The organism is Bordetella genomosp. 5, assembly GCF_002261475.1.
GTDB lineage: Bacteria > Pseudomonadota > Gammaproteobacteria > Burkholderiales > Burkholderiaceae_B > Bordetella.
In genome coordinates this window covers 90,259-101,798 of record NZ_NEVN01000010.1, presented here as the reverse complement: position 1 = coordinate 101,798, position 11,540 = coordinate 90,259, and the positions used below count along the sequence as shown (strand labels likewise).

The following is an 11,540-nucleotide window of genomic DNA, read 5'->3' as shown; positions in this document are numbered from 1 at the left end:
GAAGGGCTACGCATGGTGTGTCGCTGTTATTGTGGTTCAGGCGGTGACGCTGGCGGCGGCTGGCTGAGTGACCAGCGCCGCGCAGCGCAATGCGGGGTCTTGCAGTGACAAGGCCAGGATCGGATGCGCGAACTGCACGCATGCTTCGCTGGCCAGGGCGAGCGTCAATAAGGTGCTGGCCGCACCGGTGTGGCCACAGGCCACGCCGAGCGCCGTACAGTCGGTGGCGGGATCGAGGTGCGGAAACATCCGTGCCGCGAGGTCCACGGGCTCGAGCGGGCGGCTGCCGCGATGGTCGGCGTCGCTGAGGATGCCACCGACGGCGGTGGTCTCGAGCGTCTCGGCCTCGAGCAGGGTCGCGATGCTGTCGGCCAGCGCGGGCTCGGCCAACGCGCCGCGGGCATCGGCGGGCTTGGCGCGGCGCACGAACGGAGAGAACGCGACGCGCACCTGCGCCTGCGCGGAGTCGGGTCCGATCAGCAGGCCCGCCGCGGCTTCGCCCGGCACGCGGCCTTGCGGATTGGTGGGCGTGAGCAATCGGGACTCTGCGTCCCATTGCGCCACGCGTGTAGCGTCGACGTAGCCGTCGGCCGCGAGCACGATGCGCCACACCGCGTTGGCGCCCGGCTGATCCGCGCCCGGCCGAGGGGCCGTGGGCGCACGCAGGGCCGCGATCTCGCGCAACAGGCTGTCGGCGGCCGTCGCATCATGCACGGGGTGCACGGTCACGCTCACCCGCTCGTCGGGCCACACGCCGGCAGCGCCGAGAATTTCGCCGCGCGCGTGTTCGCGCGCGGCCTCGCTCCAATCGTCGGGCAGCAGCAGCATGAGGGCCAGAGTGGGCCAGTCGGCATCGCGCGCCGGGATGTCGAGCGCGGTGACGTGACGATGCGCCTCGCCGACGAGCGGACGCGCGGTGTCCACCAGCAGCCGCAGTGCGCGCAAGAGGCCCGGCGCGCGCACGCTTTCGTCCAGACCGCGTTCACGCGCGATGGCGCCGAGCTCGTCATCGTCGAGGTGCGGCGCGCGGGCCGCGAACACGGGGTAGCCGCTGCCGGATTTCAGGCCGGGGTCCAGCTCGGGCCGTTTCTGCTCGATGGCCGCGGCCAGCAACGAGGCGCTGTCGCTGCCGGCCCAGGCCTGGGCCGCCACGGCCACGATGTCGAGACGGGCGGGGCCCTGGGGCGCTGCCACGGCCTCGGCCGGCGCCGTATCGCCGGGCTCGGCTTCGGGCTTGGGCGCACGCGCCGCGCGCACGAGCTTCGTGCCCAGCCAGAGCGTGCCCAACAGCGCGAGGGGCAGGGCGAAGAGGTACAGCGCGATGTCCACGCCGGTCGGCAGCGTGCGCGACTCCTGCCACCAGATGATGATGGCGAGCCACACGATGCCGAACACGGCCAGAACGAGCAGTCCTTTCTTCAGAAATCGCGCCATGGGTCTCGAGGTGTCATCTTGTTCGTATCGCCTTGCGTCATTGCGCGGCAGCGCCGTTGCGCCGCATGACGCCGGGCTTGCGCAGCTCCACGTGACCGAAGTCCATCATCTTCCAGCGGCCGCCCCAGGTCAGGCCGACGAGCTCGGCGGTTTCGCCGAAGAGCTCATAACCGCGCATGGCCCAGGGATCCTTTTCCGAGATCACGAGCTTGCCGTCGCGATAGAACGCGCTGTCGGCCGCGAGCCCGTACTGGTGCCAGCTCTGGAACGCGCCGGCGTTCGTGACGTGCGAGCCCATCGCCGCGAGCTCGGCCTGACGCTCGGGGCTGCGATAGCCCTCGATGAGCGCCATCTCGTAACCGTGCTGATCGCGCATGATCTGGTAGGCCAGCAGCAGACGCTGACGGAAATCGGCATCGAGCAGATCCCAGTTGCGGCTGGCGCCACCGAGCTTGGGCCGCACCAATTCCACCTCGCGTGTGGTGAACGCTTCGGGCGGCAGCGCAGGCGGCGGCACGAGGCGTTCGCCTTCGAGCAGGGCATGAATTCGACGGTCCGGACCGGTGGTTCGTGCATCGTAAAAAAATGTGTGATTGTGTCGCATCAGGAAAGCGAAAATCGACGGCAGCAGCACCACGGCAAGACCGATTGCAACTTGCCACCGATGCCGCGCCACCCAGCCTGCCGACTGTCTTGCGCCATGCCGCAACGCACCCGCGGTACCGCCCACTGCCCCGCCCGCGTGCGTCGCACCGCGCGCGGCCCCTCTGGAAATGCCTTGTGCACACGCGCGCAGACCCCGGACCGCGCCCTGGCGCAGACCCGGAAAAAACAGCAGCGCGGAGACGCCCACCGCCAGTAAAAAATACAGGGGCAGTAGTAGTAACAATTCAGTCCCTCAGGTGAAGGCGTAATCTTTTGTTCTATTCGCGCCTGAGGCAAGTCATCCGGGGTTGCAAACAGCGTCTGACCCTTAGAAATCGTAACAAGGCGCAATGTTCGAGATATATGTATGCGTTATTCTCGGTCGCCTTGGTTACAGGGGGGCTGCTCGCCTCCTGCTGACACGGGATTACGCATGGCAGAAGACAAAGAAAAAGCCCGCCCTACGACCTCCGCGCCAAGCTTGCTCAGTCCTTCCTCGGCCTCTCGCGGCGAGGCGGGCGCCCCGCGCATCCTGGCCGCGCTAGAAGGCCGTGCGCCCGATGCCGAAGCCAAGCATCTTCCGAACAAGCGCCGCGCGCGCCCCGTGCGCTGGGTCGTGCTGGCATTGCTGTTGGCCCTGTTCGCCGGTGCGGCGACCTGGCTGGTGGTCGAAGACGGCGCCGTGCCACTCATGGCGCAAGCGCCTGCGTCCGACCCGCAGGCACCGGGCGGCGCGGCCGCCAATCAAGTTGCGCCCGCAACCAATCCCGATCTGATCGCCCGTGCGCCCGCGGCGCCGGCGGCCGACGCCGCGTCGGCGCCCGCGACGGCGGCGATCGTGGATGAGACGCCGCCCGCCGCGGATCCGAATCTGGGACGAGGCGATCGCGAGCCGGACGGCGAGCCCACGAATCCGCTGTCGGTGCTCGCGATGACTGCTCCGGCGCCCGGCGTATCGACGCCCGGCGCATCGGCGCCCGGCGTGTCGACGCCCGGCGCAGCGGCGCCCGGCGTGTCGACGCCCGGCGCATCGACGCCCGGCGCATCGACGCCCGGCGCATCGACGCCCGGCGCATCGACGCCCGGCGCATCGACGCCCGGCCCGGTGGCCGCCCGGCCCGTCGCGCCGGGGCCGACGCGTCAGGCCGCCGAGCAGCAACGCAAGCAGGCCGATAACGGCGCGCGTCAGACCAAGCCGGCCAAGGCCTCGCCGTCGCGCAAGCCCGCCGATAGCGATGCCGCGCTGCTGTCCGCCCTGATGGATTACGGCCTGCCGCCGGCTTCGCCGCCCGGCACGCGCGTGTACAAGACCGACGGCATGTTCATGCGGGTGATGCCCGGCTCGCCGTTGGCCGATCGCCTGAGCGAGTGCCGCAAGCTGAGTTTTCTCGAAGGCGAGCAATGCCGCCTGAGGACATGCGCGGGCCATTGGGGCACCGCGCCCGAATGCCCCACGCCGCAGGCCAATATCGAGCCCTGATCCGCCCGTCGTCCCGTTCTCCCCTGTCCGTCGCGAGGTTTCTGTTTTATGGCCGTCAACGCAAACGCCGGCAGTTCCAACACCGAGTCCCGCCTTTACCGGCTGGAGGGCGAGGGCGCGCTGTCGTCGTTGCGCGTGGAAGGCTGGGTCGCGCGCGAGGGCCTGTCCGCGCTGTCGCAGCTGCGCGTGGTGGCGCTGGCCGAAGATGCCGCGCTCGATCTCGACGACATGGTGTCGCGGCCGGCCACGTTGTGGGCGGTACGCGCCGATGGCAGCGAAGTGGGTCGCAGCGGGGTGGTGCGCGCGGCCGAGATGCTGGGCGGCAATGCCGGCATGGCGCGTTATCGGGTCACGCTTGCGCCCTGGCTCTGGCTCGCCACGCAGCGGCGCAACAGCCGCATCTATGAAAATCAGTCGGTGCTGGACATCGTGCGCCACGTCCTCGACAGCTACGAGGGCTACGCCTACAAGCTGGCCGACGATGTCAGCGCGCATCTGGCGGATCTGCCGGTGCGCCCCTACACCACGCAGTACCGCGAAACCGATTATGCGTTCCTGTCGCGTCTGTTCGTCGAGGCGGGGTTGGGCTGGACCTCCGTGGAAGACGATGAAGCGCCGGCCCGGCACGCCGTGCTGATCTTCGCCGACAGCCGCGCGCTACCCGAAGACCTCGAGTCGGCGGGCGCGGGCGTGCGCTTTCAGCGCGCGCATGCCACCGAGACCCGCGATGGGGTGCAGGCCATCGCACGGCGCCGTCGGCGCGGCGTGGACCGCGTGACCGTGCTCGGATGGCACGAGAGCGGCAAGCATGCCGTCACCGGCGAAGCGCTCGCGACGCCCTCGGGCAATGACGCCGGCCTGGAATGGTTCGAGCCGCTGGGCCACGGCGGTTTCGTGAACGAGGCCCACGCGCAGTTTCAGGCCAATCTGATGATGGAAGCCGTGCAGGCCCGCGCGGAGACGTTTCTGGGGCGCGGCAACGTGCGTACGTTCCGGTCCGGTACGCGTTTCACGCTGCAGGAGATGTCGCCGCTCGGCCCGGCGGGCGAAGCCGGCTTCGAACCGAAGTTCGCGCTCGACCGTCTCGAGCATGTGGGCATCAACAACCTGCCCGGCAACGAAGACGCCGCTCTGTCGCAGCGGCTGGGCGCGCTCGACGATTTCCTCGATTTCGATGACGATGAGCCGTTCGACGATCAGCCCGATGCCGCCGGTGAGCCGGGACGGCCCGAGCCCGCGCTGCTGACGCGCGCGCACGAGGTGGGCTATGCGAATCGCTTTCGCGCCGTGCGCTGCGATCGACCGTGGCGCGCCGCGCCGGCGGACGCGCGGGGCGCGCGCCTGAGCGGCGGCGCGTCGGCGGTGGGGGTGCACACCGCCATCGTCACCAGCGCCGACGGCGGCATCGAGGCCAGCGACGGCAGCGAGATCTATCGCAATGCGCGCGGCGACGTGCGCGTGCGCTTTCATTGGCAGGCAGCGGGCGAAGGCCTCGCCACGAGCCGCTGGGCCCGGGTGGCGCAGCGGCAGGCCGGCGCCGGCATGGGCATGAGCTTCGTGCCGCGCATCGGCCAGGAAGTGCTGGTGCGGTTCCTCGACGAAGACGTCGATCAGCCGCTCGTTGTCGGCGCACTCTACAACGGCCGGGGCGAGGGCGGGATTCCGGCCACGCCGGGCGGCAAGGGCGGCGCGCAGACCGAAGATGACGTCTACGCCGCGGCTGCCGATGGCAAGCCCAGCGCGCAGGCCAATCTCGCGAGCGGCAACGCGCCGGCGTGGCATGGCGCGGGCGGTGGCGATGCCCAGCATCGCAACGCGGCCGCGCTCAGCGGCTTCAAGAGCAAGGAATTCGGCGGCAACGGCTACAACCAGATCGTCTTCGACGACACGGATAGCCAGTTGCGCATGCAGATCAAATCGAGCCTGGCGGATACCGAGCTGAACCTGGGCCACCTGATCCACCAGAGCGGCAATTTCCGAGGCAACGTGCGCGGCGTGGGCGCGGAGTTGCGCACCGACGCCTACGGCGCGGTGCGCGGCGGCAATGGCGTGTTGCTGACCACCTACGCCGCCCAGGGCGCCGACCCGGCCGGCGACGCCACCGCGCAGCTCGCGCTGGCCGGCCAGGCCGGCATCATGGCCGCGTCGTTCGACGGCGTGGTGGGGGCGCACCAGGGCGTGCGGCTGGCGAGCGCACGCGGCACCGCGTCCGAAGGGGCGAGCCGCCTCGACAGCGAGCGCGCGCCGTTGGCCGCCATGGAACATGCAATCAAGGGCACCGTGTCGGGCGAGGCGCTCGGCGGCGCCCGCGAAGACGCGTCGGTCAAACACACCGAGGCCGCCGAAGGCAAGGTGCCGCACTTCACGGATCCCCTGGTGCTGATGGCGGGCCGTGCCGGTCTCACGCAGGCGGCCGGACGCAATCTGCAGGTCAATGCGGGCGAGCTCGTGCACTGGTCGGCCGGCAAGGACCAGAACCTGGCCGTGGTCGGATCGCTGCGCATGCATACCGGCCAGGCGCTGGGCGTGGTGGCCGGCGTGCAGAAGGGCGGCGCTGAGTCGGGCCTGGATCTGATCGCGGGCAGCGGCGAGGTCGACGTGATCTCGCAACATGACATTCTCACGGTGCAGGCGCAGCAGGATCTGCGCATGGTCAGCGCCAACGCCGGTATCGAATACGCCTCGCCCACGCGCATCCGCATCGCCAACGCGGCAGGTGCGAGCATCGTGATCGAGGGCGGCAACATCACGGTCACCGCGCCGGGCCGCATCGACGTGAAGACCGGCAACAAGCAGTTCGCCGGGCCCACGCAGATGCCGTATCCGTTTCCGCAATTCACCGTCTGCAAGACCTGCGTGCTCGACGCCCAGGAGTCGGTGCAGTCGATCACCGACAAGGCTTGAGGGGGCGCGCCATGACAGCATCCTGGCAGGCCGGGCTTATCGAACTGTTCGACCAGCTGCCGCATCATCGCGGCCCATATGGCGAGGCGGCCCGCGCCTTCGTGGTGGTGGATTTTCGTGGCCATCCGGATCTGCTCGCCCAACTGTCCCGCGCCGAGGACCTGAGCTTCGGCTCGGTCTGGGCCCGGACGGGGCTGGATATCTACGGCGACGTGGCGCCCATGCTGATCGAGGTGGATGGCGCCTCGCAGGGCGTGCTTCGCGGCCCCCGCTATGACGACTTCAGTACGGTGCTGGTGCGGGTGCTGGAAGCGCTGCACGAGCGCGCGGGCGGCCGTTATGCGATGACGGGCTTCGTGTCGACCTCGCCGCTGGAGGCGCTGATCGGCCACTTCGGGCACTTCTGCGATTACGCACTGCCCGATGGCCAGGAATTTTTCCTCCACTGGTACGACAGCCGCATCCTGCACCGCGCGCTGCAGGTGTGGGACGCGTCGCAGCGCGGGGATTTTCTGGCGCCCATGATCGCGTTGCAATATCCCCTGCGCGATGGCACGGTGGCGCGCCTGCCAGGCGGCGCGCGCAGGCCTGCCGCGCACGAGGAAATCCAGCGTCTGACGCCGGAGCAGCATCAGCTGTTTTTCGATCTGGATTATCCGGACAAGCTCGCCGTGCAGTTGCGGCGGCTGTATCCGGGTCTGCTGCCCGGCAACCCCGACCAGGATGCACTGGTTCCGCGGGTCCAGACGCAACTGGAGCGGGCCCGTGCGTATGGCGTGCGCGGCGATCAGGATACGTTCGATTATGTGGCCTGCGGCGTGTCGATCTCGCCGGTGTTCGACGAGCACCCGCTGATCCAGGCCGGGCTGCGGAGCTACCGCCCCGGCCTCGAAGGCGGCCTGTCGGCCGCGCTGGCGCATGTGCCCGACTCGGTGTGGGACACGTTGCCGCGGACGGACGCCGGGCGCGACGAGGCGGAGCGCGCCCCGCGTTTGAGCGTCAATTGAGGGCGCCAGGGATGTACGCCGCGCGCCGAGCTCCACACCATATCGCTTATCGATCGCATCCGGAACGAGTCATGCGCATGGTTCGCATGGCCGGCTTGATGTGGATCGCTCTGCTGGCGGGCTGCAACGGCGAGCCGGTTTACAAGGGTGTGGGGTTCATTGCCTACAACTACACGCAATATGACCTGGACAGTGTCTCCTTGACTGACGCATCGGGTCAGCGCGCCGTCACCATGCAGGTCAGCGTAGGTGGCGGTGAGGGATCGGTATCGTGCTGCTACACCCTGCAAGGGACCGAGTTCAACGCACAATGGCGCGCCGTGGACGGCGAGGTACTTCACGCCAATCTGGACAAGGGAAATACCGAGCGGTTCTTCTTTGCTCGCGAGAAGTCCGTCTCGTTTCCGCCCTCGGAGGTGCCAACCGGCGACGGGCCGTTGTACCTGGAGATGCATATCTACCCGGACGAGCATGTCGAGCTTGCGCTTACGCGCAAGCTGTTAGGGCAGACTCGAATCGACATCGTCGAGGCGACGCGCTGGCTGTGGGCCAATCACCGAGACGCGCTGTCACAGTATCGGGACGTGTACGAGCTGCTGCGCGTGATGGGGCGGGTGACGAAAACTTCATGGGGCAAGTATCGCATCGAGGAGCAGGGCGACATGCAGCAGTACATGCGTCTGTACTTCACCGTGGCTTCCGATTTCGACAAAGACCCCGGCATCAAGGCGGTGCTGGAAAAGTCCGATAGAAAGCCCGGCGAGTTCGCCCGGGCGGTCGAGGCGCTGTCGGCGCAGCGCATCGCTGAGTTGAAGGCATCGGGCACGCCACCGGGAGACAAGAATGTCTAGTGTTAAGAGAACACGGTGCAGCGGAGGATGGCAATGCGCCGCGATCGCGACAACGCGATCTCATTTGGAGCGAGTATGCGCAGAGTATTGATGGCGGTCCTGATGTCTTTCGGGCTGCTGGCAGGATGCGAGAGCGAACCCGTTTATCGCGGTGTTAGCTTTATCGCCTACAACTACACACAGTATGACATCGACTGGGTGAGGCTTTCCGATAGTGACGGGGGGCGTGCGGCGACGAGCCAGGTGAGCGTCGGCGCGGGAGGTGGCTCGGTGAGCTGCTGCTACACGCTCCGCGGTACGGATTTGAAAGCAGAGTGGCGTGCGGTGGATTCCGAGGTGTTGCGTAATCACCTGTATGACAAAGATGTTGATAAGCACTTCTTTGTCAGGAAAAGGGATGTCAGCTTTCCAGCCACGGTGCCGCCAGAGGGAGATGGGCCGCTGTATCTTGAAATGCACGTCTATCCCGATGAACACGTTGAGATCGCGTTGAGCCGGAAGCTGATGAATGGCCGACTTCCGATTGTGGACACTGCGCGTTGGCTGTGGCGCGAGCATCGGCCTGCGCTGCAGGATTTCCGCGATGGGGTTGAGCTGACCCGTGTCATCGCGCGTGTCACTAAAACCTCCTGGGGTAAATACCGGATCGAGGACGGGGAAGACATGCGTCAGTACATGAAGATGTACTTCACGGTAGCCTCGGACTTCGACAAAGACCCGGCGATCGCAGCGGTTCTTAACAAGAAGGATAGGCAGCCAGGAGAGTTCGCAAGTGCCATGGAGACCCTGTCCGCGGAGCGGCTGACGGAGTTAAAGAGAACTGGGTTGCCACCGGGAGAGAAGAATGGCTGATCAGAGCGCTGGTGCTGCGGACCGTACGCCTGCTTCTGTTTTGAAGGCCATGGCGCAAAATGAGGCTGCGTATCCCAAGGACGATTGCCGCGAGTGCGGCGCCGTTATCCGCATGGGTTTTTTCTTCGATGGCTTCGGCAGGCATCGGGATGTCGACCGCCCGCATCCGACGTTTTTCTCCAATATCAGCCGTCTTTGGGAGGCGCACTTTGCCGAAGACGATTTCGACAGGCCGAAGCATCAGCACTGGTTCCGCTTTTATTACTCGGGTCTGGGCACCGAGCTCAACGAGGACGCCAAGAACGACGATCTCATCTACGCGGCCACCACGGCTGGCGCTAAGCTCGCCAGCGAGGCAGGGAAGCGCGCGATTGGGGCCGGAAAAGATGTAATGCGGCTCGATGAAGTGCCGGAGCATGACCTGATGAAGCGCTTGCGCAGCGCAACGCAAAAGGCCGTGAAGGAAGGCTCCTACCAGCCGCTTGTAAAAGCATATAAGGACGTCGTGAAAGATGTGAAGACGCTGCCTCAAAAGGCCGTGCGCATCTGGAACGTGATGGACGGCGAGCGGCTGAGCAACCGGGTTCGCGGTGTTTTGCGGGGCGCGTGGTCGAGTTTCAAGAAGAACCCTCTCAAGGTGGCTTGGACAGGTGTGAAAGAGACCGCGAAGGCCACGATAATGGAGGGGGTCCCGGTCATCCGCGACAACGAGACCATCGCCTATCTGATGGGCACCGGTGTAGATGTCCGCGTGGACGCGGCAATCCGGCAATTCAGGGCTGCCTATGAGGCCGTGAATGCAGAAGGTCACGTTGTCCGGATCGAAGTTACCGTGTTTGGCGGCGATCGCGGGGGTGTCGTTGCCAAGCAGTTTGTGAACGATCTCGTGAAGAAGTTCAAGGGACGCAGCGAAGTCGATCTCGCCGTCGTGGGCGATCCGACCATCAATCGGCCAAATACGCCGATTGCCATTCGATTCATGGGGCTGTTCGATTCTGTTGCGTCCATCATGGACGAGAACACTTTCCTCGGTTTCTTGCCATTCACCGATTTGCTCAAGCAAACTCACAAGGACCGCACGCTAACTATTCCGGCCGCAGTGGAACGCTGCGTTCATTTCGCGGCCGCTCACGAGTTGCGGCGAAATCAGCGTATGGACAGCCTCGAGAAGACACGGGGTGAGCAATACCTGTATCCAGGATCGAGCGGCGATGTGACAGGCGTCAGCCCGGAGGGGGCGCTGGGTATTCGCGGAGAGCTGTCGCGCGTGGCGCTGCGCGATATGCTGAACCAGGCATTGAGCAATGGTGCTGCTTTCTACAGCGTCGAAGGTCTGAAGGCCAAGCGCGAGTCAGTCTTTTTGCAGTTTATGTTGGGCGCGCCGATGCAGGCGGACGGCGAGAGCTTCCAAATCCAGGAGCTTGTCGAAGCCTATCGGGAGGTCGTGCCGTACAAACCGGGTGCTGACCTGATGCCGCACATGGAGGTCTTTCTACGCTGGCTCGCGGTGCGGTATCAAGATCCCGTTTTCAAGACGGAGTTGGGCGATGCCGCGGAGGAATGGATCAAGGATCGCGACCACCATACGGTAAAGCAGGAGCTGGACGAGGCCGTGCGGGACATCACCATGATGGATGACGATGATCCGGCGCGGCCTGCCCAACTGCAGAAAATCAGGGAGTTGCAGGCGCTGCACGAGGAGCGTTGGGATCGGGCGGTGATGAGCCGGGGCGAGGCGCCGCCGCAGCGGTTCAAGCCGCTTTGGCAGCGGCTCGAAGAAGAAATTGAAACGCTCGAAAAATCCGAGAAATTCGTGCAAGGCATCGAGACGCACAAAGAATGGATGATCCAGAATCGGCCTGAGGCGGTGGAGCGCATCCTTCAGGGTCAAGCGGAGATGCAGCGTAGAGAGGATGCGCGCAATGCCCATATTCCGGTCGAGGATCGCCCCGCGCCTCAGAGCGATCCGTTCTCCGAAATGTTGGCCGAGCGAAAGCTGCAACACAAGTTGCTCAATGTTTGGCGCGAGGCCGCTACGGGTGCCAATCCGCTGCCGCCCAAGGTCATGACACTGTTCGATTGGCTCGTACACGACGCCATGCTCAGCAGTTGGCCCGATCACTTGTTGGCCAGCACGACGTTGTATTTCCGCCTGCGCGACAAGGACATCTTCGGCAAGACGGATTTCAAGAAGGAGATGCAGCAGCGGGGGCAGGATATGCAGGATGCGCAGCGTGTCGACGATCTCATGAAGCGCCAGGAACAGTTGACGCAACCACGCCCGATGGCGAGCGCGCCCTGATGGGCACGCGCTAGCCGCCGTTCCCTCCTCTGCGTCTCGCAAACGAAAAGCGCCTGGTGAAAACC

General features: G+C 65.9%; 8 protein-coding genes. 6 read left to right on the top strand and 2 right to left on the bottom strand.

Features of this window, described 5'->3' with window-relative positions; translation table 11 throughout:
• Positions 1-36 precede the first annotated feature (36 nt).
• Both CEK29_RS19045 and CEK29_RS19040 read right to left on the bottom strand, forming a co-directional pair.
• Complete coding sequence (locus tag CEK29_RS19045) at positions 37-1,434, bottom strand: hypothetical protein (RefSeq protein WP_094859002.1); 1,398 nt, start codon at positions 1,432-1,434, stop codon at positions 37-39.
• Positions 1,435-1,471: 37 nt separating this feature from the next.
• Positions 1,472-2,323 (bottom strand): M15 family metallopeptidase, encoded by an 852-nt coding sequence (locus tag CEK29_RS19040; RefSeq protein ID WP_094801450.1) that lies wholly within the window; start codon positions 2,321-2,323, stop codon positions 1,472-1,474.
• Between the two features lie 237 nt (positions 2,324-2,560).
• Here CEK29_RS19040 and CEK29_RS23960 point away from each other — a divergent pair, with 237 nt between their 5' ends.
• The 6 genes from CEK29_RS23960 (at position 2,561) to CEK29_RS19010 (ending at position 11,475) form a co-directional block, all read left to right on the top strand.
• On the top strand, positions 2,561-3,559 hold the full coding sequence (locus tag CEK29_RS23960) for a hypothetical protein (protein WP_094859001.1): 999 nt from the start codon (positions 2,561-2,563) through the stop codon (positions 3,557-3,559).
• 48 nt (positions 3,560-3,607) lie between these two features.
• Positions 3,608-6,463, top strand: a complete 2,856-nt coding sequence (locus CEK29_RS19030) for a type VI secretion system Vgr family protein (RefSeq protein WP_094859000.1) — start codon at positions 3,608-3,610, stop codon at positions 6,461-6,463.
• An 11-nt stretch (positions 6,464-6,474) separates the two neighbouring features.
• Positions 6,475-7,470, top strand: a complete 996-nt coding sequence (locus CEK29_RS19025; RefSeq protein WP_094858999.1) for a DUF4123 domain-containing protein — start codon at positions 6,475-6,477, stop codon at positions 7,468-7,470.
• Positions 7,471-7,541: 71 nt separating this feature from the next.
• Positions 7,542-8,321 (top strand): DUF3304 domain-containing protein, encoded by a 780-nt coding sequence (locus tag CEK29_RS19020; protein ID WP_094858998.1) that lies wholly within the window; start codon positions 7,542-7,544, stop codon positions 8,319-8,321.
• 33 nt (positions 8,322-8,354) lie between these two features.
• Positions 8,355-9,173 carry a DUF3304 domain-containing protein gene (locus tag CEK29_RS19015; protein WP_255176205.1) on the top strand — a complete coding sequence of 273 codons (819 nt, stop codon included), beginning with the start codon at positions 8,355-8,357 and terminating at the stop codon, positions 9,171-9,173.
• The gene (locus CEK29_RS19010; protein ID WP_094858996.1) at positions 9,166-11,475 is read left to right on the top strand and encodes a phospholipase effector Tle1 domain-containing protein; all 2,310 of its coding nucleotides are present in this window, start codon (positions 9,166-9,168) and stop codon (positions 11,473-11,475) included. Before CEK29_RS19015 ends, CEK29_RS19010 begins: the two co-directional genes overlap by 8 nt.
• Positions 11,476-11,540: the final 65 nt, after the last annotated feature.

Excerpts from the sequence above, each read along its gene's own strand:
- CEK29_RS19045 (WP_094859002.1), bottom strand. The coding sequence starts at position 1,434 with ATGGCGCGATTTCTGAAGAAAGGACTGCTCGTTCTGGCCGTGTTCGGC.
- CEK29_RS19030 (WP_094859000.1), top strand. The coding sequence starts at position 3,608 with ATGGCCGTCAACGCAAACGCCGGCAGTTCCAACACCGAGTCCCGCCTT.
- CEK29_RS19025 (WP_094858999.1), top strand. The coding sequence starts at position 6,475 with ATGACAGCATCCTGGCAGGCCGGGCTTATCGAACTGTTCGACCAGCTG.
- CEK29_RS19020 (WP_094858998.1), top strand. The coding sequence starts at position 7,542 with ATGCGCATGGTTCGCATGGCCGGCTTGATGTGGATCGCTCTGCTGGCG.
- CEK29_RS19015 (WP_255176205.1), top strand. The coding sequence starts at position 8,355 with ATGCGCCGCGATCGCGACAACGCGATCTCATTTGGAGCGAGTATGCGC.
- CEK29_RS19010 (WP_094858996.1), top strand. The coding sequence starts at position 9,166 with ATGGCTGATCAGAGCGCTGGTGCTGCGGACCGTACGCCTGCTTCTGTT.